We start from the raw sequence: 24483 nt of genomic DNA, 5'->3' as shown, positions 1-24483 counted from the left end.
CGGCACAGTAGCGCATTCCCCCTCACAATCAAGGCGTACACACCAGTGCCTGGCGCTCGTAGTTCAACGCCTTGTTCTGTGGTGCCAGCGCATAGCTCGCGCTACAACGCTGTTCCCCCCACTTGATGATCAGTGTGCCCTGATCCTCTTCCACCAGCGCCAGGGCATTACCATTGGGGTCGGCAATCGCCAACTGCTTGCCATTGGCGTCTTCCAGTGAGGCACCAAACGACAGCGGTTGATGCTGTGCATCAAACAACTCAAACAACACCCGTCGCCCGGTGGTGCCGCTGTAATGCGCCACCACGATGGCGCCACGGCGCGGCACCAGCTGCTGGGTGGCGTTAGTGATTTCCACGTCGCCACCCAGATCGCGAGTGTCCAGGCTGATCCAGTTGACCCGGTAAGGTTGCGCAGTGGGCACCACCGCATAGCCGTTGTAACCGGTTTCCACCCCACTGTAGCTGCTGATCTTGGCTCCAGCGACGCCTGGTACTTCGGCCAGGGCGAAGGTCTCGCTGACCGTCTGCCCCAGGTTGACGCCACCCGCATGAGCCACCACGGAGCCTGCGAGGTTGAAGTTCTGTGAGTTGTAGCCCTGGCCCTGGCTGTAACCGAGGCTGACGTCTGCCACGGCGGTGCGGCTGTTGATGTTCACCGAGCCTGAGTCGCCGCTGGTGTCACTGTGGCCGGCCTGCACCGAATAGAAGGTGTCGCTGGTGTCGGCCACGTAGCCGTTGATGCCTGCCTGGGTGGTGGTGTCGCCACGTTGGTGGCTGGTGGTGACAAACGCCCGTGGCGCGCGGGCCTGGCTGCCCAGCGGGAAAGACACCGACAGGTTCACCTGCGTGTCGCTGCTCGGCTCGCCCCAGGTGACGATCTGCTTGGTGCGCGTCACACCAAGGTTGTAGCTCAGGTCGCCCCAGTTGCCGGTGTAGCCCGCGGAAAAGCTCTGGGAGCCGCCGCGATTCCAGTAGCGTTGGTCGCTGGCGTTCACATACAGGCTGCCGAATTCGCTGTTGCGTCCGATGCTCTGGTTGATGGTCAGGTCGGTGCGGGTTTTCGAGTGGCCGGTGCGTACGCGCAGGTCTTCGCTGCTGTCTTCCACATGGTCGGTGAGGGTGCGATAGCCCTCGGTGGAGTAGCGATAGGCGGCCAGGGTGAAGTTGGTATCGGTGCCGGCAAAGGTCTTGGCGTACAAGGCGCGTACGCTGCTGCCCTGGGAGGTTCGCCCCTGGGCCTTGCTGGACGAATGGGTGGTATCCAGGGAGAACGCACCGAACGAGGTGTTCCGGCCGGCGCCGATCGACAGCGCGCTGTAGTCCTCACTGGCTTGCACACCGACAATCCCGCTGAGGTTGCTGGTCAAGCCGTAAGCCAGCGTACCGCTAAAAAAATGCGGGGTTGCCAGGCCATCGGCATTGCTTTTGAACGTGCCCGCCGAGACGCTGTATTTCACCTGGCCTTCGCGCACCATGATCGGCAGGCTGGAGAACGCCTGCATCGTCACCCGCCGCGTACCGTCGGCTTCGATCACGGTGATTTGCAGGTCACCGTTGGAGCCGCTGGGGTAGATATCGTTGATCTCGAACGGGCCTGGCGCGACGTTGGCGGTGTAGAGGATGTAGTCGTTCTGGCGGATCTCAACCGTCGCGTTGGTCTGCGCCACCCCACGGATTACGGGTGCATAGCCGCGCTCGCTGTCGGCGCGCATGCCATCATCCGAGGCGAGCTTGACCCCGCGATAGCGCACGCTGTCGAACAGGTCGGTGTCGGAGAAAATCTCACCGGCGCTGAACTGGCCCTTGATCGCGGTGACGTCATGCTGCAAGTAAGTGCGGTTGCTGGTGAAGGTGTTCGAGCGATCGGTGCCGCCGCTCAGGTTTGACTCGTTGCGCAGCCGCCAGGCGCCCAGGTTGATGCCATTGCGCAGGCCCAGGTTATTGGCGATGCGGGTCTTGTAGTCGCCGGCGGTGCGGCTGCTGTTGAGCTGGTAGTTGATGAAGGCGGCGGGCACACCGTCGTCCCACAACTGTGGGTCGACATACCCGCGCAAGCCACGCTGCATCGCCACCTGCGGGATACTTGCGAGCAGGCGCAGACGGCTGCTGTCGTAGCGCACGCTGGCGTCTTCGATCATGTCGGCAAGGGCGTAGCAGTCCTGCGGCTGCTGCGGGTCAAGTTTGCCCTCGGCCTGCAAACGGTGCAGGTCGATACCCAGTTGCTTGAGAAGGTCGAGGGTCAGGCAGGCTTCGACGCGGCCGTTTTTGGGGTTGCGCTTGAAATCGATATCGCGCCGGCCCACCAGCACTTCGTTGCTGTACAAATCGACGCGGTAATTGCCCGGCAGCACGCTGTTGGCCGAGAGCAATTGCTGCAGGTCCACCGGCGACTGCGAGCCTTGCAGGAAGGTGGTGTTGAAGGTTTGCGCAGCGTCATCGGCCATGGCCAGGCTGGGCAAGCTGGCAGCAATCGCCAGCGACAGCGTCTTCAACTTCAGTACGCCACGTGCGGGCCTGTTGCTGGAAAGAAAGGACATGCGAAGACCTATGACATCCCTGATTGACGGACAGCCGGGCACGCAAACACGCACGCGAAGTGAGCCTGTGGGTTAGCGAAAGTGCTTAGGGGTTGAGGCGCGATTCAGTCGCATGCGCCGGTAGCGCAGTGCCGCTGGACAGCGGCGCGCTGTAGTGATTCTGCGCGCCGTAGTCATTGATGCTGGAAAACGACAACTGCACCGGCCCGCTGGCAACTGGAGCACTGAGCGCAAACTGTTTTTGTTCGCCTGGCGCAATCATGGTGGAGTCGCTGGCCAATACCGCCTGCACTTTGATGTCGGCCATGGACACGTGGTACAGCGTCGGGTTTTTCACCTGCAACAGGGTTTGGCTGCCGTGTTTGACCAGCGTCCATTCAAGCTGCGCAGGGGCTTGCAGCGCACTGCCGGTGAGGCCTGCAGGGCGGTAAAAAATCTTGATCCGTTGGCGTATAGCCAACTGCAAAGTGTTCTCGGCTTCGCTGGCCTTGGGGATTTCCTGCACGTTGAGCCACACCACCGACTCGCGGTCCGTGGGCATGCCGGTGCCTTCGTACAGGATTCGCAGCAGTTGTTGTTCCTTGGCAAATACCCGCGCCAGGGGCGGGGTGACGGCAAACGGCGCGCGGCTGGCGCGGGCATCGTTCATGTCGACCCAGGATTGAATCAATACATCCTGGTTACCGTTACGCACGGTAATGTTGGCTTCCTTGTGGTCACCGTCAAACACGATACGGGTGGCATTCAATGAAATGCTGGCGGCGGCCTGGGTAGCCATGAGCAAGCCCAGCAGCCCCAGACATGCGGCGATAGAACGAGGCGGCATGAGGGTTATCCGGTGTAATCAGAAGACAATGGCGAGGCCGCAAGGCCTCGCGCGTTCGGTGCCCGGGGCGCCGAATTATTCGTATTGCAGGATGAACGGCAGGGTGGCGTCACCGCGACCGGCGGTCGACGAGCCCGCCGCTGCGGTGGTGACGTAGGCGGCCGCGAAGCTCAGGGTGGCGTCGCCGCCTTCAGTACCGGCACCGTGCATGGTGCTTTCAATGCGTGCGGTGCTTGGCGAGCTGAGGTCAATCAGACCGCCCTTGCTGTCGAGCAGGGCAATACCGACGTTTTGTGCAGTGGCCGAACCCGGGTTCAGGGCCAGTACCTTTTTGCCGGTGACCAGGCCCGAACCGCCGTTGTTGGCGTCAAAGATCATGGCGACCTTGGTGCCCTGGTTGCAGTTGACGTTCAGGTTGAAGTCTTTGGCGGTCACGCGACCTGCGGTCGGGTTTTCCGCGGTGCCCATGTCCTTGATCGATACGTTGCCCATGTCCACCGAAATGGTGCGGTCGGAGTTGGCGCCGTCCACCGAGCAGGCATCGTTATTAATGACGCCGGTGAAGGTGATTTTACCGCTGCCGCCCAGGGTTGGCGTCGGAGCAGGGTCCACGGCAAATGCACTGCCGGAAGCGGCGATAATGGCCGAGGCGATCACAGCCAGGGAAAACTTCTTCATGATGATGTCCGTAAGTGTTAGTTGAAAAGTTTGCTGTTGTTGAACTGCGAGCAAAGAGTAGGCGACGAGGCGGCGGGAGCGAATAAGACGATTCTTATAAGCGCTGGCGTGGGCAGGTTATTTGTGCTGTTGCAGCGGTGAAAGGCTTGAGAATAAAGGGCAAAGCCATTGTCCAGGAATGGCTTGCAAGTTATGCGTTAGTTGAAGATGTTACGTTCCAGGCAATAAGCAAGTAGATCCTGGTCGCTGCTGACTTCAAGTTTGCGCATGGCCGATATCTTTTGTGCGCTGATGGTCTTTGAACTTCGGTTCTGGCGGCGCGCAATGTCACTCACGCTCATGCCGGAAATAAACAGGCGCAGGATCTCGAACTCTTTGGGCGACAAACTGGTAAAGCGCTCGTCAATTGCCGTGAGGGTCTCTATCACCGAGGTCTTTGGCGGCTCCAGGCTGCGATAGTCGCTGTCCTGGGCGATCGCCTTGAGTGCCAGTTGAATCTCGGTATGCAACTGGCTTTTCTGGATGATGCCGACCACGCCCAGCTCTTGCAGGCGGGTGAGGATCAGGTGGTTGGAGATCATGGTCAGGATCAGGATCTGTACCTGCGGGAAGTGTCGTTTCAGGTACTCCACCAGCTTCAGGCCATCGCCATAAGGCGAGTCGCCCGGCATGTTGTAGTCGGTAATCACGATGTCAGCGCCTTGATGCTGCAACAGCTCGATCAGGCCGGCCGAACACACGGCCTCGCCGACGACTTGAAAGCGCATGTCACGCTCTACCAGTTCGCGAACGCCCAGCAACACGATCGGGTGATCGTCGGCGATTACCACGTTGAATTTTTTCATAAAGGGCCGTCCGTAGTGCCAGTTCAAGTGAGTGAAGAATGCCCGGGCTGGAGAGTCTCCAGAACGGCCGACAGACGCCGCATCACAGTCTTCACCTTGAGCTCAAGCGTTGTGTCGAGGCTGCCGCGGTCAAGGGCGCTTTCCAGTTCGATGCACGCCTGGGCCAGGCTGAGGGCCTGAACAGCACCCAGGGCGCCGGCGATCGAATGCAGCAATTGGCCGAGGTTGCGGGTATCACGCTGTGCCAGAGCCACACCGATGCGCTGTATGTCCTGCTGCACGCTGCTGATGAACAGCGGGCGCATCTTGTCCGACAGTTGCACACTGTCGTCGAATACCGACGCGGCAGGCTCAACCGGGGGCTGGACCTTGCACAGCTTGATCAACTGGCCACGCAGGGTTTGCAGGCTCAAGGGCTTGACGATCCAGGCGTTCATGCCCACCGCCAGGCAACGCACGCCTTCCTCACGCATCGCATTGGCGGTCACGCCGATAATCGGCAACTGAGGGTCATGTTCGCGCAGGATTCTGGCCAGCTCGTACCCATTCATCAACGGCATATTCACGTCGGTCAGTACCAGGTCGAAAGCCTGGGGTTGCCACAATTGCAACGCCTGCTCGCCGTTGGCGGCCAGGCTCACTGAGCAACCGAGTGCCTCCAGCTGCTCCTTGATGATCGCCTGGTTGACCGGGTTGTCCTCGGCCACCAGGATGCGCAGCCCCAACCGCCCCGCGCTTTGTGGTCGGGTCGGCGTCGGCTGCTCATGCTTGCCATGCTGCGCCAGTGACACGGTGGCGGCGAGGGCGCGTACGTCGTGCAGATCCACCACCCAGCCTTGCGCCGTGTGCAGCGGCGGGCTGTGCGCACCCGGCAGGCACAGCACGCGCTGGCCGACCCATGGCCTGGCGGGCTCCCTGGGCAACAGGTCCACCAGCACTGCATGGTGGTTGTCTTTGTCTTGGGTGGTCGCCGCCAGGGCGGCGGTAATGCCTAGGCGGTTGAGCCAGTCACTCATCGCCTGCGCCAGTTCGCGTACCGGTGCCTGTACGTATACCGGCGTCGGGCTGGGTTCGATCAGCGGCAGGTTGGTGAGTGTGCCGCCACACAGCGGCAGGCGCATTTTCAACGTAAAGCTGCTGCCCAGCCCAGGCTCGCTGACCACACGGATCTCGCCGTCCATCATCTGCGCCAGCCACCGGCAGATCGGTAGGCCAAGCCCGGCGCCACCTTCGCTGGCGGTGTCCGGCGCCTGGTAGAACACATCGAAGAGCTTGGCCTGCTGCGCCTCGGGGATGCCTACGCCCGAGTCGGTGACTTGCCATTGCAGGTCGACATGATTGGCGTCGCGCCCCGTCACCCTGGCACGAATCACCACGCGCCCGAAATCGGTGAATTTGATCGCGTTGCTGACCAGGTTATTGAGAATCTGGCGGATGCGCATCGGGTCGCCCATCACGCAGTCCGGCAACTGCGGGTCAATGCAGCTATAGAGCTGCAGCCCCTTGCGCTGGGCGAAAGCGGCGTAGGTGTGCAGGGTGTCTTCGAGCATGTCCAGCGGGCAGAACTCCACAGCTTCTATCGCCATTTGCCCGGACTCGATCTTCGAGACATCCAGCACATCGCTGATCAGTTGGAACAGCGTGGCGGACGAGCGCTGGATGGTGTGAAGGTAGGCCTTCTGGTGTGGGTCAAGGTTCGTCAGACCGAGTAATTCGAGGGTGCCGAGCACGCCATACAGCGGCGTGCGGATTTCATGGCTCATCGTTGCCAGGAACAATGTCTTGGCCTCGCTGGCCGCATCGGCGGCGTGACGCGCTTCCTCCAGGGACTGGGCATCTTCGATATGCCGGGTAATATCGTTGAAAGCGTACAGGCGCACGTTTTCAGCCTGATAGCGGGTCGACACAAAGCCGATCTGCAGGTGCCGGCCCTCGATCTCCAGATGCGTTTCTCCGCTCTCAGCCATGTCGTGCTTACCGGCCATGGCCGCCACCAAACGTGCGGTACCCGGCCATTGCTGGGCCCGCTGGTTTTCGATCAACACCTTGCCATCGCTGCGTCGCACCACGCATAACCCGGTGGGGGCGGTGTCGATGATCACGCGGCTGAATGCCACGCTTTCGGCAATGCGTTCGTGGGCCAGTTGCGCCGGCGTAATCACCTGGCGCCGATACCAGCGACTGCCGGCCCAACCCAGGGTGATCAGGCTGAACAGCAGCAAAGCCAAGGTGCTCAACGGCCACAATGCGGAGTGAAAGAAGTGCGAGTAGTTCAGGCCATAGACCGCGCTCCAGGGCTGGTCGCCGGCCTGGGTTATCTTGAATTCAATGCCGTTGGCCGTGAAATGCACACCGTCGCTGAGCTGCGCCTGGATGGTAGGCCCGATCAACCGGCTGCCGTCAGGGCCAATCAGGGTGAAGCGATCAAACGCCGAGTGATTCAATGCGCGCTGTACATCGTCGACCTGCGACACGTCGAGCAGGGTGCCGATCACTGCCTGGCCCTGTGCGTCGAGTGGCAGGCCGATGTAGGCCAGCAAATATTCGGGTTCGGGTCCGGCCTGCCAATACACCCGATTCTGCTCAAGCGGCTGCGGTGTCTGTGCGAGGATTTGCTGCACAGCGTTGACTCGCGCCACGGGGTTGTCGGTATCCTCGGGGCTTTCCCGGTGCTGATAGCCCACGGACGGAACAGTGATGGTGTAGTTCGCCTGACGATTGAGCAGAAAGGTTTGCGGCGCCTCGTACGGCGACGAGGACCAGAAGGCGCTGTAGTAACTGGTCAGGTGCGCGCCCAGGGCAAAAATCGGCGGTCTGGCGGCGGCGTCGATCTGCTGTTCATCGAACTTGATGCTGAACGGTACCGAAAACGAATACTTCTGGCCTTCGTACAACGTGCGGCGGTTGTCGACCATGCGGCTCTTGAGGCTGATCTGCACGTGGGTGGCGTGCAGCAGTTCGGCCTGGATGCCGGGATGCGTCAGGCTCTTGAGGTAGGTTTGCTGATCTGAGAGATTTTCCATCAGTCGCGCAAAGTGAAAGCGCATGGCGCCGTACCGGATTTCGACGCCCCTTTGCAGAGACCAGTAATTGGTCAGTACCAGTAGCAAAGCAATTCCCATCAGGACCATCAAGCCCTTGTTCAGGCGCAATGAGCTGCGGGTAAAGGCTTCGAGGATCGCGTTGTTGTGCTTCATCAGGGGGTCCGCAGGCGCAGGAAAAATCGGCACTGGATGCTGCTTACTCCTTTAAAGGGCAAGTAATCCGGGGCCGCCAGCTAGTGAGATGTCGCGGGGCCATCATTGTTCAGTAGTTGCTGAAATTGGTCCGAAGACACGGCGTGAGAGATCAGGAAACCCTGCACCTGATTGCAGTCGATTTTGCGCAGCAGCGCCAATTGCTGCGGGGTTTCCACGCCCTCGGCGACCACCGTCAGACCCAACTTGCGGCCCAGCGCGATAATGCTCGCCAATGCCTGGGCGATGCCTTCGTTGTCGTGACTGCCCTGCACCAGTGCCTGGTCGATCTTCAGTTCGGTAAAGGGCGTGGACACCAGATTGAGGTAGGAGCTGTAGCCCTTGCCGAAATCATCCTGGGACAAACCGAACCCCTTGATCCGCAATCGGCAGGCGCCGGCGTAGAAGTTGCTGATGTCCTGCGGCACCGAACACTCCATCAACTCAAAGCAGATCATGCCCGGGATACCATTGTGGTGCAGCACGAACTCCAGCAAACGGTCTGCCAGGTCATGGCTGTTGAGCAAGTGGGTCGGCAGGTTGATCGACACTGGAATTTCATAGCCGCGCTGGCGCCAGTGTTCCTGGGCGTGGATCGCTTGCTTGAGCACCAGCCACAACAGCCGCTCCTCCAGTTCGAACGCCTTGATCGCCGGCAGGAACGCGGCAGGCAGCATCACGCCTTGCTCGGGGTGCATCCAGCGCACCAGGGCTTCGGCGGCGACGATACGGCCGTTGGCCAGGGATTTTTTCGGCTGGAACCAGGCCTGGAACTGGCCGCTGCTCATGGCCTGCACCAGCGTGTGACGGTCGATGTCCATGTGCTCGGGTAGTTCGGGGGCGGGCTTGCGCACCCTGTTTCTGAGTTGGTTGACCAGGGTGCGCAAGGCCTCGGCGTTCACGGGTTTGGAAATCAGGCCAATCACTTCCACATCGAGGTTTTTCGCCACCAGGCTGGCCGCCATCAGCATGCGTCTCGACGCCGCGCTCATGATCGCCAACGCCGGTTTGCAGCGCAGGCTGGCCAGGCACTGGATAAACTGCACGCCGTCCATGCCGGGCATCAGCAGGTCGGTCAGTACCAGGTCGAAGTCCCGCTGGCGCAGGCGCTCCAGCGCTTCTTTGCCATCCTCGGCGGTTTCGAGCAGGAAATCTCCCAACTCGCTGAGCAGGTTCTGCAGGTAGATATGCTGCAGGGGATGGTCCTCGACAATCAGAATACTAAGGGGCTTCATGGGGGATCCGTGCATAAGGCGCCAGGGAGTTGAATAGAGCCCGCAACGCAAAGGGTTTGACCAGGCAATGGTTCATGCCGGCGGCCAGGCACAGGTCGGCCTCGCCGCGCATGGCGTTGGCGGTGGCCCCGATAATCGGCAACGTGCAGCCCTGTCGACGCAGTTCACGCGCCAGTTCATAGCCGTTGATATGGGGCATGTTCACATCCGTCAACACCACGTCGAAATTGCCGGCGGTGTAGAGCTGTAACGCTTGCTGACCGTCGGCCGCCAGCTCCACGGTGCAGCCGAGTTCTTCGAGTTGATCACGCAAAATCAGCTGGTTGATGATGTTGTCCTCGGCCACCAGCAGGTGCAGGTTGAGTTTGTTCAGGTCCCGCCGGTGCGTTTGCTCATCGGCGCGGGCCACCCATAGCCCTTGCGCCTGGCTCACGGCCTGATGAATAGCCCCCAGGTGGTTGAGGTTGACGTGCCAGGCGCCGGCGTCGGCTTCTACGCCGGGGCAGGCGTTGCTGCTTACGTGAATCACCGGCCCGGGCCACTCGGGCACCAGCAACGGGTCGACGCTGCCGGGGTGCACTTGCAACAGCAGATGCGTGTCCGCCAGCGTCGGCAAGCCGGCCTGGGCCCTTGCGCCCCAACGGCGCAACCAGCCGGCGATCGCGTTTGCCAGTTCCGGGATCGGCGAGGCCACGTAAATGGTCTCGGCCAGCAACGGTGTCATCGGTGCAACAGATGCTTCCTCCAACGGCAGGATCAGGCTGAAACTGCTACCCAGGCCGAGTTCGCTGACCATGCGGATATTGCCGTTCATCAACTCCGTCAGACGCTGGCAGATCGGCAGGCCCAGGCCGGTGCCGGCGACCACATTGGTATTGCCCTCACTCTGGTAAAACGGCTCGAAGATCATCGCCTGATCTTCCTGGGCGATACCTTTGCCGGTGTCTGAGACTTGCCACAACAGACTGGAGCGTTCCCCGTCGCGGCCCAGCACTTTGACCCGCAGCACCACGCGCCCATAGTCGGTGAATTTCACCGCGTTATTGAGCAGGTTATTGAGAATCTGGCGGATGCGCGTTACGTCGCCGATCAGGCGTTCCGGCAGCTTGGGATCGAAGCAGGCATACAGCTGCAGGCCCTTGGCGTGGGCCGCTGCGGCGTAGCCCTGGATGATTTCATGCACAAGGTCCAGCGGTGAGAACTCGCCCATCTCCAGTGCCAGCTGCCCGGCCTCGATCTTCGATACGTCCAGCACATCGCAGATCAGTTGCAGCAAGGTCGACGATGAGCCTTCGATCGCCTGCAGGTAGTCCTTTTGTTGTGCATCCAGTTGCGTGCGCGCCAGCAGTTCCAGGGTGCCGAGCACGCCATACAGCGGTGTACGGATTTCATGGCTCATGGTCGCCAGGAACAGAGTTTTTGCCGCGTTGGCGGCGTCCGCCGATTGCCGCGCCTCTTCCAGCGCCGCCTCGACCTGCTTGCGCGCACTGATATCACTGAAGGCGCAAAACAGCACGTCTTCGCCTTTGTAGCGGGTCGGTGCACTGCTCAGGTATAAGTGACGGCCGTCGATGGTTTCAAAGTAGTCACTGCGCTCGGAAGGGCCGTTTGCAAAGGCTTGCTCGATCCAGCCGGCGCGCAGCGCCTCGCGCTCCGGCCCATTACCCAGCCATTGCTGGGCCAGGGTGTTTTCCAGTACCACCTGGCCGTCGGTGCGGCGCAGCACGCAGAGGGCCACGGGGGCGGTCTGGATCACATCGCGGCCGAAGGCTTCGCTTTCAATCAACGCCTGGATGCGATGGATAGACGGAAGGATGAAACGCTGATCGACGCGGCGCATCACCAACCAGATCAGCGTCAGGCTGAACAGGCAGAACAGCAGCGAACCGAGCAGCTGTTTCCACACGCCGGTGACCACCGCACGCAGGTCGATGGAGTACATCAACTGCCATTCAGAGGACTTCAGGTGTTTGCGAATTACCAGATGGTCGGGTAGCCAGCCGTTGCCGACAAAACCGAAAAAACTGTCTTCGCCGGGCCTCAGGTGTTGCTGGCTCAACTGTGTATCAGTGCTGTTGGTGAACACCAGCATGCCCTGGGAATTGAGCATCATGAACTCTCCGGCGCTCTGGTCGCTGAGTGTCGAGGAGACTTCACGGCTATCCATCTCCAGGCCGAGCCAGCCGGAGTCGCGATCACGCTCGTCCAGGCGGATGAAGATATACAGGTGCGAGTGCTGTTCAGTCCTGTCGCTCAGCCAAAGTTCGTTAAGCGTGGCCGGGTCGGTGTGCTGCAGAGCCTTGAGGCGGTTGAGCATGCATTTGGAAATCGGCAATACCTGCGGGGTGGCGTCGTAAAGGCGCATCACTTGCGGGTTGGGGCCGGCGTTGACATAGAGCAGGTTAAGCTGTTTGGCCTTGAGGTAGTCGCGCATGCGTGCGGTCAGCCAGATGCTCCACTGGTTGCCTGATGTGTCGCCTAATTCCAGGTGTTGTTCTTCGGCCGAGGACGGATAGACCCTGGACTGCTTGCGCACTGCCGACAGGCTCAGGCTTTCGAGCAGGGCTTGGCGGTTGGTGAAAAAGGTATGGGCTTCGGCAATGGCGCTGCTCATGTAGCCGCGGCGCTGGGAGATGTCGTTGTTGAAGGTCGACAGCAAAAAGGTATAGACCCCGCTGAGGATGCCTACCAGCAGCACAGTCGCAAAAATACGAAGCAGCCTTCTGGCTGCTTCGGGTCGGGAGAGGACGGGGTTGATCTGGAGCAGATAACTTTTCAATCGCATCGGCAGACTTTACGTCTCGGCCTTTGCCGGTGGCATAAGACGATCCTTAAAAATCACCTACTTGTAGTACATATCCACCACCACGGCAGCGTCGAACGCTCCGGGAATCGGTAGGGTGCGCCACTTGAGGTCGGCGCGGAATTCATCGTGGCTCTGGCCCAGGCCCATCAGCTCCTGCAGCGTGAACCAGTTGTTGAAGGGCAGTTGCTGCTGGCTCTCGGCGCGAGACAGCGAGATGCCGACTGAGCTGTTGTTGTCCGGCACCAGCAGGCCATTGTTCACACTGCCGCCGCCCGGCGTGGTGGCGAAGCGTGCGCTGACGGTATAGGGCGTGTCGCAGCCCTTGCGCAGGTTCAGGCTGAAGTTCGCGCTGCTGGCGACTTCACCGATCGAGGCCTTGCGCGAGGGTGTGGGGAAGTTGACCACGCTGGGGCTGATGGTCAGTTCGGGAGTGCAAGGCACGAAGCGGATATCGTTCATGCCGGTGACCACATAATTGAAGTTGCTGTTGGGTCGTGAGTTGAGCCCGCGCACGCCGTCCAGTTGGAACACGCGGTAAGAGGTCAGCGTGCTGGCCTGGCCGCTCGGTGGCGTGGGGTCGTACTTCTCGATGAACACGCTGAAATTGAGGGTGAAGCGCGCCTTGTCCCAGCCCACGCAGTTGGACAAATTGCAGCCTCGGTCGGAGAAGAAACCGGTACCGACCTTACCGGTGCTTTGGGTAATCGGTTGGTTGTTATAGCGAATGCCCACGCGAATCCCGGTGCCGATACTCACGCTGGCCGGGTTGACGTAGAAATACACTTCCTCACGGCCGTGGAGGTAGTCGTCCTTGCAGATGACATTGGTCGAGCGCGGGCCGGATTCCCAAATGATGGTGCCGTTGGGTGCGTCGGCGGCGACTGCCAGCGCCGTGCCCAGCGCTTCCTGGGTGATGATCGAGTTGGTGCCGTCCTCGCGGCAGGCCAGTGCGTAGCTGGTGGCGGGCAAGACCGCGCAGGTCAACACCATAAGCGGTAAACAGCGTTTGGTCAGTGACATCGGTTCAAATACCCCGTGTTTTATCAGTTGAGCGCCGTGCTATGACGGGCTTGCAAACCGATATCGGTGATTTCGGTGAAGTGGAGGGTGGCGCCCTTGGGCACAGCGTCGAGCGCGGTCAGGGTTTTGCGTTCATGGGGCTTGAGCAGCAGGTAATCGCTGAGCGTCTGGCTGTCGATTCGCAGGTTGACCAGCGACACGTGGAAGGCGCTGGGGTTGTTGACGGTTACCGTGCGCCCGTCGCTGCTCCATACCAATTGCTGCACCGCCTCGGCCGAGCCGCCCTGGAGTGCGGGGGGCCGGTAGAACAGCTTGAGCCGCTGGCGGATCGCGAACTGCACGCTGTTGGGGTCTTCGGGCTTGAGCGGGATCTCCATGATATTGAGCCAGAACAGCGATTCGCGATCGCTGGGCAAGCCCTCACCGGCATACAGGATGCGCAGCTTGTGATGCTCCCCGGCGCCCAGTTGTACCAATGGCTCGGTGGCGGCAAAGGGCACGGTGCGGTCGGCTGATTCGTCCTCGCCGGTGATCCAGGTTTGCACCACCACTTCCCGCGAGGCCTGGTTGACCACGCTGATACCGGCGGCCTTGTCCTGGCCGAAATAGATCAGGCGGGTGCCTTCAATCTTCAGCGCCGCATCGGCAGGCGGGGGCGCAAGCACCAGCAGGCCGCAGGCGAGCAGCACCATTCTGAGTAGAAACATGAACACGGCAATTCCATGGTCGGGTAAGGGAACGCAGCTCATGGTAGGTGGCGAGTGGCGCGAAGGCTTTGAGGCGATTCTTAAAAGTACGGTGTGCCCCGGATTGCCGTTTCAGAATCGCCTTAAAGTCAGGGTTCACCCCTGACGGTTACTTTGCTCAGCGTTGAATGATCGACGCGGATGCCCAACTGTCAGGTTTACCCTATGTCCAATAAAGCGTTACGCCTTCTGATTGCCGATGCAGAGCTTTTGCAACGGATCAAGATCGAGAAAATGCTCAACCAGCTGGGCTATCACCGCATCGCGCCGTTGAGTTCGTTCGACGAGTTGCAGGCACTGACACGCTCGGGCGTTGTGGCGTTTGACCTGCTGATCATCAACACTGCGCTAGTGCACTCACGGCAGGTCAACCTGCTCAAGTACTGCCATGACAACCCGTTGATCCGCCATACGCTGATCTATGACGGGCAATGTGCGCAGCGCTCTGTGGTGTCGGTCTCGGTTAGCCAGACCCTGCACCTGTCGTTGTCACAATCGCCCGACTTCAACTCCCTGCGTCGCTGCATGGAAATTGTCGATCCGGCGCACAGTTCCCCGACCGTTGAGCGGCCGATACTGCGCACCGTGGACGGCCGGTCGCCCCCGCCTTCGATGAGCCCGCGGGCGGTCTACCAGGGCGACCCGACTGTGGTGGCATGTGCCGTGGGGTTGTTTCCCAAGCGCTGATCGTATCGCGCAGCATCAGTCACGCCAGACGGGCTGATCAGCAAGGCCCAGTGCCCAATAAGGTTGCCGTGACCGCAGGCACACACCGCCGACCCAACGCTCATGGCTGGCGTGGTCCAGCCAGCAGGCATTGCCATCCAGCACCTGCTGCGCCAGTGGCGTCAACGCCAATACGCGGCGCGGCCACTCCACGTCCGTTTCGGACTCGATCAGCAGCGGCGCCGCCCCATCAATCAATGGGCGCAGCAGCGCATGGAACATCATGTCGCCCAGGAAAGGCAGTGGCTCGCGCTTGGCCATCAACTCGGCAAACACCCGGCCGAAAGGCACAGGCCCGGCCTCGGCGATATACCTCAGGGACAAACGTTCAGTCAGCGACAAACCGTCCTCGATACCCGGCAACTCCTGTAGCTGGCGCCGTAACGCCGGTGCCAGAAAAGGCAGGGCAGGGTGATTGCCATGGGCCAGTTCCGCAAGCTTGAGCGGTGAGCTGTCGCAATAAGCCGCCCAGGTGCGTTTGGCTAATTGCACTGCGTTGTCGTCAATCAAACGCCGCTGCGGCCAGAGCCAGGCCAGCACATCGGGGGCCAGTTGGCCTATGCCGATCAATCGCTCGACCCCGGGAATGCGGTCTGCCTCAATCAGCTCCAGCTTGCGCGGCGCCTGCTCAAGGCCAGCCAGGGCGCGCACCAGAAACAGTTGGTCGTAGGCGTCCGCCTCGCACCACAGCACACTGTGATCGGCATTGGCCAAGGTTTGTAGTTGGTCGTATTCATCGTTGACGCGATGCGCAACTTCCGTGGAGTCAAGGGCAAAGGCCTGACTGATAAAGGTACTGCGCATCGCGCGGAACGCTTCGCTGGGCAGTTCACGCACTGGCCCCATGCACAACGGGTCCGTGAGCATCCGGAACTGGCCCTTGAACCCGGCCAGTTGCAGGCTGTGGGCAATATCATTGCCACACCGCCAATGGGTGGTGCGGGATTCATCGCTGGCCTCGAAACCAGGGTGGCGGGCGGCAAAGTCAAGGGCGTCGACGTGGGCCTTGAGCTTGGGCCAACTGGCGAAGCCCAGCTGTTTGGCGACCTGCCATTGAGCCTGGGACAAGGTTGCGCTGGGGTCTTCGCTTTTCAGACGCGACAACAGTTCCTTGGCGCGCTTGCGCTGCTGCTCAAGGTTGAGGCGGCCGTCGGTGTTTGAGGCGAAAGGGCGTTGCGACATACGAGCTCCTTGTTCGAACCTTTTCCGCTTTAAGGTTGGGAGTCGTAGAAATGAGGTAGAGCTGTGATGTCCTGGGCGCAGCCCTTTCCGCGGAAGGTGGCGTAGAGAGCGCCAGGCGGCAAATATAGGCAGCATTGCTATTCGGTGCAACCCGAAAATGTGGGCGCGGGCTTAAGGTTCTTTGTAGGCGCGAGCTTGCTTGCGAAAAACGCACAGGCGCCACGTTTAATCAGGAACCACGCGTTATCGATGACGTCTTTCGCGAGCAAGCTCGCTCCCACATTAAGGGCTGTGTTTACTTGTTCTTGCGCGCATCCATGGTCTTTTGGTGCTCGGCCAGGAACGGCTGTTCCGCAGGATCAAAACGATCAATCCCGGCCGTAAAGCGATGCCAATAGGGATACAACGGCTGACGCCGGGTGACCGCCTCGATGCGTGACGATTGTTCCTCGGTCAGCTTCAGTTCAGTCGCGGCAAGGTTATCGCGCAGGTGCTCTTCGGTACGCGCTCCGACGATCAGCGAGGTGATCCCCGGCCGATCCTTGAGCCAGGCCAGGCAGGTACGGGCGACCGAGACGCCATGCTCATCACCGACGGCGGCAAGGGTTTCGATAATGTCCAGGGCACGCTCCTGGTCATGCACATAGGGTTCCGGCCAGCCGCTGCCCTGGCGCGTATTTGCCGGCGGCTTATGCCCGCGTCGGGTCGAGCCGGTCAGCAAGCCTTCGCCCATCGGGCCCCATACCAAAGTACCGACGTGCTGGTCCAAGGCCAACGGCAGCAATTCGTACTCGGCTTCACGGGATTCCGGGGTGTAGTAGATCTGCTGGGTGATGGGCTTGAGCATGCCGTGCAGCTCAGCCTTGCCCAGGGTTTTCATCATCTGCCAGGCGGTGAAGTTGCTGGTGCCGAAGTAACGGATCTTTCCCGAGCCGACTAACAGACGCAGGGCTTCGAGGGTCTCTTCGATGGGCGTCATGCCGTCCCAGTTATGCAGTTGGTACAGGTCGATATGGTCGGTGCCCAAACGCTTCAAACTGGCTTCACAGGCGCGAATCAAGTGATAGCGCGATGAGCCGGAATTGTTCGGGTTCTGGTCCACCGGGCTGCGGCCCTTGGTCGCCAGCAGAATATCGTTGCGCTTGTCGCCCAAGGCTTTGCCGACGACCTCTTCGGCCAAGCCGTGGGAGTAAAGATCGGCGGTGTCGACCATATTCACCCCGGCATCGAACGCGATATCGAACATACGCTTGGCCAAGGGCACGTCCACTGCGCCGCATTTTTCGAACTCCGCACGACCGCCAAAGGGCACGGTGCCCAGGATGATTTCCGATACCAGCAGGCCGGAATGACCCAGTTGTCGGTATTGCATGTCGCCTCCTACTTAACGTTGCACGTGAAGGTGTGAACGATGGGAAGGGCGATAGTTTGAATTTTTTTCATGAAATTGCGACGCCGGCGCCGAGAATTTCGGACAGGCGATTGTTTCGCTCAATGAAATGCTGGATTGTAAATCCTGGTCATTCCGCCGACTGAGGCGGCAGTGGAATATGCCTGGCGTCGATACCCATTCTTTTGGAGCCTTTCATGTCCCAGCCTGCGATCAAACTTTATGGTTTTCCATTGTCCGGCCACTCCCATCGGGTCGAGCTGATGTTGTCCCTGCTGGGCTTGCCCAATGAATTTATCCTGGTGGACCTCAAGCAAGGTGCGCATAAAACGCCCGAATTCATTGCTAATCTCAACTGCTTCGGCCAGGTACCGGTGATCGATGACGGAGGTATTGTGCTGGCCGACTCCAATGCGATTCTGGTCTACCTTGCCAGTACCTATGGCAAAGGGCAGTGGCTGCCAAGCGATCCCCTCGGCCAAGCGCGGGTCCAACGCTGGCTCTCGGCCGCCGCCGGTCAACTCCATGCGGGGCCCGCCACGGCGCGCTTGGCCACGGTGTTTGGCGCCGAGGTGGACACTGTCAGCGCGATCAACCGTGCCCATGCCTTGCTGAGCGTGATGGAACAGCAACTGAGCCAAAGCCGTTTCCTCGCCAGCGATCAGCCAAGCATTGCCGATATCGCGTTCTATACCTACGTGGCCCATGCGCCGGAAGGCAACGTGTCGCTGGCCGACTACCCTGAGGTGCGTGCCTGGCTTGCCAGCATCGAAGCCTTGCCAGGGTTTGTCGCTATGCCGCGCACGGCGGTGGGGCTGCAATCACAGTAACGATCAAGGGATGGCGATGGACCGATTTCATGAGATGCAGGTATTCCTGGCGGTGGCCGAGGAGGAAGGGTTTGCGGCTGCTGCACGCCGCCTGAAAACCTCGCCACCCAGCGTCACCCGCGCCATTGCCGCTATGGAACAGCGCATCGGTACGCAACTGCTGGCGCGTACCACCCGCAGCCTGCACCTGACCGATGCCGGCCAGCGTTACCTGGAAGATTGCCGGCGCATCCTCGCCGAATTGGAAGAGGCCGAGGAAGCGGCAGCGGGCAGTTACTCCATCCCCGGCGGCCAGTTGACGGTGACCGCACCGGTGCTGTTTGGCGAGCTGTATGTGGCGCCTGTGCTGGGCGAGTACCTTGACCAGTTCCCCCTGGTGAACATCAGTGCCTTGCTGGTCGACCGTGTGGTCAATATGGCCGATGAAGGCGTCGATGTAGCGGTGCGTATCGGCCATCTGCACGAACCCGGGCAGCAGGCGATCAAGGTCGGCGAAGTGCGCCGGGTGGTGTGCGCATCGCCGGCTTATCTGGACCAACATGGGCGCCCGCAGCGACCTGAGCAATTGCGGGAAGCCAGGATCGTCTCCTCATCGTCCAGCCAACTAGTCAGTGAATGGACGTTCGTCGACGCCGGCCAGCCGCTGAAGATAGCCATTGAGCCGCGTCTGAGCGTTACGGCGAACAATGCCGCAATCAACCTGGCGCGCCTGGGCTGGGGCATGACCCGGGTGCTGTCGTATCAAGTCGCGGCAGCGGTGGCGGCGGGTGAGCTGGAGCTGGTGCTGGAGGCTTTCGAACCGGCGCCGCTGCCGATCCACGTGGTGTTCCAGCAAAACGGCCGCATACCGGCCAAGGTCAACACCTTTGTGGATTTCTTAAGCCAGCGCCTCGGACTGGACCCGGCCCTGAACCCGGCGACGAAGCGGCGCACCTGATGGAGCGCTTTCGCGATATGCAGCTGTTTGCCGCGCTGGCCGGGCAACCCAGCCTGGCGTCGGCGGCACGCCATGCAGAGGTTTCCGGCCCGACCCTGGTACGAGCGGTTGCGCGCCTGGAGGCACGCTTGCGGGTGGTGTTGCTGCAACGCAGCACACGTGGGGTCAACCTCACCGATGCAGGCCAGGCTTACCTTACCGACTGCGTGCGCTTGCTGGCTGCGGTGGACGCGGCCGAAGCCTCGGCCAACGGCGCCCATGTGCACGCCCAGGGCAACCTGCGGATATGCCTGCCGTTGCTGTTCAGCCGCTATGTGATGGCGCCACTGCTGGCTGGCTATATGGATCACTACCCGGCGGTGCGTGTCATCGCCCATTACCACGACTATTATCCCAACCTGCACGAAGAGGGGTTTGACGTGGCGGTGTGGGTGGGTGAGCTGCCCAACTCGTCGCTGATTGCACGGCAGGTCGGCCAGGTGCGCACCCTGCTTTGCGCCAGCCCCACGTATTTGGCGGCCAAAGGCGAGCCCCGGCATCCGGCCGACCTCAAGCAACATCATCTGATTGCCAGCGCTGAAGCGGTGCACTGGGGATTCCCCTACTACACCCTCAAGGCCCGCGCACGCCTCAGTTGCGCCACGGTGCAAGGCGCGATCAATGCGGCGGTGCAGGGCGCAGGGGTGATTCGTTGCCTCAGTTATCCGGTTCATGATCACCTCATAAATGGCCAACTGCGTCGTGTCTTGCCGGCCTTTGAACTGCCGCCTCTGCCGGTGCATGTGATCTACCGCGAAGGCCGTCATGCGCCGATGCGCGTGCGCAGTTTTGTCGACTACTGCGTCACCGCGTTGCGCGAACATCCGGCATTTCAGTTGGAGTAATAGTGGATTGCCTGGGGTGGGCATTCTCTGCAGGGTTGGGTAGGCGCAGCATTCGGTTATCCAACCAGAGGTGATCGCCATGAACTCGATCGAACAATCCCCTTGGCATGCCGGCGAACGCCACTTGCAGGAAAGTGCCGGCGTCGCTGAACGCATGGCCATGATCGGGCCGAAGGTCATTCGTGATTATTTGCCCGAGCAGCATCGTGATTTTTATCCGTTGTTGCCTTACCTCATTCTGGGTGTGGTGGACGAACAGGGTATCCCCTGGGCGACCATGCTGGAGGGCGCGCCAGGGTTTGCCCATTCACCGGATCCACAGGCGCTGCAAATCGACGGCCTGCCGTCCAAAAGCGACCCGGCCTGGGCTGGCATCACTCATGGCGCGTCCGTTGGCCTGCTGGGCATCGACCTCGGCACCCGGCGTCGCAACCGCATGAACGGTCGGATCGGAGCGCTGGATCATGACGGCTTTGCGGTGAACGTGGTGCACACCTTCGGCAACTGTCCCAAGTACATCCAACTGCGGCCCGTCGCTGGGATTGCGCGCAAACCTGGCGATACAGCCGAGCGCAGCACCAGCCTGGACGCCGCCGCCCAAACGCTGATCCGCAACGCTGACACCTTCTTCGTCGCCAGCTACGTGGACCAGCACCGCGAACGCTCGGTGGACGTTTCCCATCGCGGCGGCAACACGGGGTTTGTGCGGGTGGAAGGCAACGTGCTGACCATCCCTGATTTTGTCGGCAACCTGTTCTTCAACACCCTCGGCAACCTGCACGCCAACCCGGTGGCGGGGTTGCTGTTTGTCGATTTTGAAACCGGCGACGTGCTGCAAGTGGCGGGGCGCACATCGTTGATTCTCAGCGGGCCGCCAGTGGCCGAGTTTGAGGGCGCGCAGCGCTTGTGGACGGTGACGGTGGAGCACCTAGTCCGCCGCCCGGCAGCGTTGGCACTGCGCTGGCAGTTCGCAGGGTTTTCACCGCACAGCCTGGCGATGGGTACCTGGTAGCCTGGCACGCTCTCCCTGGCACAACTACCTCACTGATGCAGTGAGATCAAATGTGGGAGGGGCGGTGCGACGATTCGACTTGCCCCCGATGAGGTAGTGTCAGTAGAGACATTTGTGACTGACCCACCGCCATCGGGAGCAAGCCCCCTCCCACATAGGAACGTCATTGCCTGTTGAGTTTGCGCTTGTTAATCAGGCCACCGGGCATTCCCGGTTCAGCGCTTCATCGACCAGTAACTGCGCAATCTCGATCATCTGCACCACCGCCAGCACATGCTTGCGGCTCTGGCCGTCAAGCTGTTCGGCACAGTCGTAGGCACAGACAGTCGCTGACTCCAGCATTTCGCTGGCATTGCTCAAGGCGGCTTCAGTGCTGAGTCCGGGGCGGACGGTGAAAATGACATCGGGAGGTAGTTGTGGGTTGTCATCCGAGGGGGATGGCGGGGGATTGGGTATGACTTTCTTCATGGCGAAGCTCCTATGAATGAGCACCTCCATTTCGCTACCACACGAAGTAAGGAGGCGACTGTACACGGGGTGGTAGACCGGTCATAGAAACCCGGCAGGCCGAAGCCTCCCATGCACAGCCGCCACAAAGCAGCCCGCACAAAAAAACGCCCTTGAGCGTTTTGGGGTCTATGAAAGAACTGGGCTACCACACCCATTCGCTGATTTTGCAGCGACCCGCGAAGGTTAGCGGCGACACTCATCGGACGCAACCCGAAGTTTGTGTAAGAGCGGTCTGATGAACTCACTCTTTGGATCAACGTCAGCGGGTGGTCGTTGCCGCAAGGTTGATCGAGATGGAGGCGCAGGCGCTGGGCGCTGAAAACGACAGCTATCTCACTGACGCAATGCGACCCAAATGTGGGAGGGGGCTTGCCCCCGATGGCGGTGGGTCAGTCACAGATGTATTGATTGACACTACCTCATCGGGAGCAAGTCGAATCGTCGCACCGCCCCTCCCACAGTGGGACGTCATTGCTTGTTGAATTGCGTTTATTCATCAGGCCACCGGACGTGCCCGGTTCAGCGCTTTATCCATGAACATGTTGCTGGATGTTGAACCGTCCGACTGAGCAGTTCCTTTGGGTTAGCCTTGTTTTCCTACTGCCAACAAGGACTCGTCATGCAACGAAAGGTCATTAATCCCACGACGGTATTCAATTCGCTGCAATACGGTTTCAGTCAGGCCATGGAAGTGCCGCAGGGGCGGCGGATCATGCTTTCCGGGCAGGTGGGCGTCGATGCCCAAGAGCGCACCGTGGGCCCAGGCATTGCCGAGCAGACGGCCATGGCGTTGGACAATGTCGAGAAGGTGCTGGCCGAGGTGGGGGGCGATCTGTCCCACGTGATCATGCTGCGGTTGTATATCGTCGAGTCTGCCCGGGATCAGCAGGAACCGATTGCTGAAGCTCTGCGTCAGCGCTTCGCACACAACCCGCCGCCGTCTTCGTGGATTATGGTCAGTGGGTTGTCGTTGCCGGAATGGTTGATCGAGGTGGAGGCAGAGGCGGTGGTTCCGTTCAGTTAGGCGAGCGCTTTTTTGAAAGCGGCAAGTAGTGGCTGACAAAGACAGCTATCTCACTGATGCAATCCGATCAAAATGTGGGATGGGCGGTGCGACGATTCGACTTGCCCCCGATGGCGGTGGGTCAGTCACAGATGTATTGATTGACACTACCTCATCGGGAGCAAGCCCCCTCCCACATTTGATCTGCGCTGCTTTGAGCATCATTTGTAGTCAAACCCCGATTCCCGCCGTACCATTCGCCCCCCTCGCAGTGACGCGAGGCGCAGCGCCAGGAAGGCTCATCCCATATTTGTCCTGACGGCTGCAGTGTACTTTTTGCCAGCGTTCAGGATTTGATATGTCTCGCTTCTCCCGGCCTTTGGCCTTGTTCTTGATCACTGCAGCCCTGACGGGTTGCGGTACTCAGCCGGCATCGCTGGTCAGCCAGCCGTTGCAACCTGGCCCCCTGGAGCCAGTCGCTTATGTTGTCGGGTCGATCGGCCCGCAGAGCCTCAGTGCGTCCCCCGCGCCTAATCAGCGTCTGCTGTTTCGCAAGCGTGGTTCGGAGTTTGGTGCCGCGGCGATATGGGTCGGTGCAGGGCGCCAAACCCCTCAGGATGTGAAAGATGCGGCCGGTGCCGCCAGTGTATTTGTGCTGGCGCTCAAGCCTGGGGATTATGAGTTTTATGATTTTCAGTTTTTCTCCAGCAGTTACTCACCGACTCTGGGGACCACCTACACCTCGGTGCAGGCGCGAGAGAAGTTCAACCTGCCACTGCGTCTGAAGGCCGGCAACGCCTATTACCTCGGAGAATTTCGCTCTTTATGCCTTGGCGCCTCCCTGTGTGCCTTCCGCTGGCGCGATCAGCAAACTCGTGACGAGCCGCTTGCGCGCCACTATGTCCCGGGCCTGCCGACCCTGGATTTGCTGCCCCTGGATTATCGCAGCGCCGCCCCTTACATCATCGCGCCTCTACCAGCCGGCGCGGGCCAGAACACCCTTCACGAGACACGTCCATGAACCGCTTTATGACTATCGGCGCCCTGGCGCTGCTGACCGGGTGTGCAACCACCCATACGCTGCCTGAGCGTGCATTGCCGGATGGCAAGGAATACCTCAAGCCGATCCACGTCATGATCGATGATCCGCTCAATGCCGCACTCATCCGTAATCAGTTGCGCGAGACCGGGGTGTTTCGCAGTGTCGAAACCGGCAGGGGCAACCCGGGGGATTATTCGGTGTGGGTGCGCTACAACATCCAGCGTGATATGCCGCCTTTCCCCTTGGTATTGCTGAGTGCGGCAACCCTGTTTCTAATGCCCCTTTCAGTGACCGTCGACACCACAACCGAGTTTTCCCTGCAGCACAATGGAAAGCAGCTCAAGCAGTACAGCTACCGCAACGTCACCCACAAATACTCCTGGTTGCTGGATGGCCCTGGCGGGATGGAGTTACAGAACGGTCATCGTGTCGCACGTGCTTTTGCCGAGGATGTACAACGCGACGGCTTGCTACCCGAGGAGCACGCACAATGATCAGGACTACGCTACTGGCTGCCGTGCTGTTGCTTGGCGGTTGCGGTACCGCCCTCAAGCCGTTGGACTACAAGGCAGAGCGTGCCTATGTGCCGATGAGTGTCACAATGCCGTCGCCCACGTCGAGATTTGAACAGCAGACGCAGCGCGAGGTCATCCAGCTGTTGCGTGACACAGGTGCCTTCAGTTTTATGGATGGCGGTTTCAGCAAGACCGGCTACAGCTTGTTGGTCGATCAACGCGGCGGTAAAGGTGCCGGTGCGTTCCCGGCGATACTCGGCGCGCTGACGCTGCTGACCGTGCCGGTGCCCTACACCTACGAGCGCCAGTTGCACGGCTCGCTGTACAAGGACGGGCAACTGCTCAAAACCTATGCCTACAAACGCGGTGGCTGGACGGCCACGACCTGGTATATCCCCATGACCGAGCCCCGCAGTGAAAGCGAAATGTTGAGCGATTTGATGCGGGATCTGGACCACGATCGCTTGATTCCTTATCAGTGACAGTTGGGTGTTTTAATTAGTCTTAATAGAGGAGTTCAC

21 protein-coding genes are annotated in these 24483 nt (G+C 60.5%); 9 read left to right on the top strand and 12 right to left on the bottom strand.

The features are described 5' to 3' along the window. Positions 1–28: 28 nt before the first annotated feature. The 9 genes from E3O56_RS17340 to E3O56_RS17300 all read right to left on the bottom strand — a co-directional run bounded on the left by E3O56_RS17340 (position 29) and on the right by E3O56_RS17300 (position 13892). Positions 29–2539: a fimbria/pilus outer membrane usher protein gene (locus tag E3O56_RS17340; protein WP_248128623.1), complete on the bottom strand. Its 2511-nt coding sequence runs from the start codon at positions 2537–2539 to the stop codon at positions 29–31. An 85-nt stretch (positions 2540–2624) separates the two neighbouring features. Beyond that, positions 2625–3365, bottom strand: a complete 741-nt coding sequence (locus E3O56_RS17335; protein ID WP_032880326.1) for a molecular chaperone — start codon at positions 3363–3365, stop codon at positions 2625–2627. Positions 3366–3440: 75 nt separating this feature from the next. Further along, positions 3441–4043, bottom strand: coding sequence for a fimbrial protein (locus E3O56_RS17330; protein ID WP_003192447.1), 603 nt, complete (start codon positions 4041–4043; stop codon positions 3441–3443). Between the two features lie 197 nt (positions 4044–4240). Continuing rightward, complete coding sequence (locus E3O56_RS17325) at positions 4241–4888, bottom strand: response regulator (RefSeq protein ID WP_032880328.1); 648 nt, start codon at positions 4886–4888, stop codon at positions 4241–4243. Between the two features lie 23 nt (positions 4889–4911). After that, positions 4912–8085, bottom strand: a complete 3174-nt coding sequence (locus E3O56_RS17320; protein ID WP_248128622.1) for a hybrid sensor histidine kinase/response regulator — start codon at positions 8083–8085, stop codon at positions 4912–4914. 80 nt (positions 8086–8165) lie between these two features. After that, entirely contained in the window at positions 8166–9359 is a 1194-nt protein-coding gene (locus E3O56_RS17315) for an EAL domain-containing protein (RefSeq protein WP_223019066.1), read from the bottom strand. Then, positions 9346–12144 carry an ATP-binding protein gene (locus tag E3O56_RS17310; protein ID WP_248128621.1) on the bottom strand — a complete coding sequence of 933 codons (2799 nt, stop codon included), beginning with the start codon at positions 12142–12144 and terminating at the stop codon, positions 9346–9348. The genes E3O56_RS17315 and E3O56_RS17310 overlap by 14 nt, the downstream gene beginning before the upstream one ends. A gap of 57 nt (positions 12145–12201) precedes the next feature. Next, positions 12202–13185: a fimbrial protein gene (locus E3O56_RS17305; RefSeq protein WP_248128620.1), complete on the bottom strand. Its 984-nt coding sequence runs from the start codon at positions 13183–13185 to the stop codon at positions 12202–12204. Between the two features lie 23 nt (positions 13186–13208). After that, complete coding sequence (locus tag E3O56_RS17300; RefSeq protein WP_248090275.1) at positions 13209–13892, bottom strand: molecular chaperone; 684 nt, start codon at positions 13890–13892, stop codon at positions 13209–13211. Between the two features lie 204 nt (positions 13893–14096). Here E3O56_RS17300 and E3O56_RS17295 point away from each other — a divergent pair, with 204 nt between their 5' ends. Then, positions 14097–14618 (top strand): chemotaxis protein CheY, encoded by a 522-nt coding sequence (locus E3O56_RS17295; protein WP_248128619.1) that lies wholly within the window; start codon positions 14097–14099, stop codon positions 14616–14618. A 15-nt stretch (positions 14619–14633) separates the two neighbouring features. Here the strand turns inward: E3O56_RS17295 and E3O56_RS17290 are convergent, their stop codons facing one another. Together E3O56_RS17290 and E3O56_RS17285 are read right to left on the bottom strand one after the other, a co-directional pair. Then, positions 14634–15839, bottom strand: a complete 1206-nt coding sequence (locus E3O56_RS17290; RefSeq protein ID WP_248128618.1) for a DUF1835 domain-containing protein — start codon at positions 15837–15839, stop codon at positions 14634–14636. A gap of 295 nt (positions 15840–16134) precedes the next feature. After that, complete coding sequence (locus E3O56_RS17285; protein ID WP_005789580.1) at positions 16135–17211, bottom strand: aldo/keto reductase; 1077 nt, start codon at positions 17209–17211, stop codon at positions 16135–16137. A gap of 215 nt (positions 17212–17426) precedes the next feature. On the opposite strand from E3O56_RS17285, the gene E3O56_RS17280 reads away from it, so the two are divergent. From E3O56_RS17280 to E3O56_RS17265, 4 genes are all read left to right on the top strand, one after another. Continuing rightward, complete coding sequence (locus tag E3O56_RS17280; protein WP_248128617.1) at positions 17427–18059, top strand: glutathione S-transferase; 633 nt, start codon at positions 17427–17429, stop codon at positions 18057–18059. A gap of 16 nt (positions 18060–18075) precedes the next feature. Beyond that, positions 18076–18996 (top strand): LysR family transcriptional regulator, encoded by a 921-nt coding sequence (locus tag E3O56_RS17275; protein ID WP_248128616.1) that lies wholly within the window; start codon positions 18076–18078, stop codon positions 18994–18996. After that, positions 18996–19880, top strand: a complete 885-nt coding sequence (locus E3O56_RS17270) for a LysR family transcriptional regulator (protein WP_248128615.1) — start codon at positions 18996–18998, stop codon at positions 19878–19880. The genes E3O56_RS17275 and E3O56_RS17270 overlap by 1 nt, the downstream gene beginning before the upstream one ends. A 79-nt stretch (positions 19881–19959) precedes the next feature. After that, positions 19960–20892 carry a pyridoxamine 5'-phosphate oxidase family protein gene (locus E3O56_RS17265; RefSeq protein ID WP_248128614.1) on the top strand — a complete coding sequence of 311 codons (933 nt, stop codon included), beginning with the start codon at positions 19960–19962 and terminating at the stop codon, positions 20890–20892. A gap of 192 nt (positions 20893–21084) precedes the next feature. Here the strand turns inward: E3O56_RS17265 and E3O56_RS17260 are convergent, their stop codons facing one another. Then, on the bottom strand, positions 21085–21360 hold the full coding sequence (locus tag E3O56_RS17260) for a DUF6124 family protein (protein WP_248128613.1): 276 nt from the start codon (positions 21358–21360) through the stop codon (positions 21085–21087). A gap of 661 nt (positions 21361–22021) precedes the next feature. Between E3O56_RS17260 and E3O56_RS17255 the strand changes: the two genes are divergently transcribed. The 4 genes from E3O56_RS17255 to E3O56_RS17240 all read left to right on the top strand — a co-directional run bounded on the left by E3O56_RS17255 (position 22022) and on the right by E3O56_RS17240 (position 24444). Then, positions 22022–22426, top strand: coding sequence for a Rid family hydrolase (locus E3O56_RS17255; RefSeq protein WP_248128612.1), 405 nt, complete (start codon positions 22022–22024; stop codon positions 22424–22426). Positions 22427–22763: 337 nt separating this feature from the next. Further along, positions 22764–23426, top strand: coding sequence for a hypothetical protein (locus E3O56_RS17250; protein WP_032880353.1), 663 nt, complete (start codon positions 22764–22766; stop codon positions 23424–23426). Then, entirely contained in the window at positions 23423–23941 is a 519-nt protein-coding gene (locus E3O56_RS17245; protein ID WP_032880355.1) for a hypothetical protein, read from the top strand. Before E3O56_RS17250 ends, E3O56_RS17245 begins: the two co-directional genes overlap by 4 nt. Next, positions 23938–24444, top strand: a complete 507-nt coding sequence (locus E3O56_RS17240) for a hypothetical protein (RefSeq protein ID WP_032880356.1) — start codon at positions 23938–23940, stop codon at positions 24442–24444. The genes E3O56_RS17245 and E3O56_RS17240 overlap by 4 nt, the downstream gene beginning before the upstream one ends. Positions 24445–24483: the final 39 nt, after the last annotated feature.

Origin of the sequence: Pseudomonas sp. W2Aug9, assembly GCF_023127755.1 — a bacterium.
Lineage (GTDB): Bacteria > Pseudomonadota > Gammaproteobacteria > Pseudomonadales > Pseudomonadaceae > Aquipseudomonas > Aquipseudomonas synxantha_A.
The sequence above is the reverse complement of the archived record's forward strand: the minus strand, read 5'-3'. Positions and strand labels throughout refer to the sequence as shown.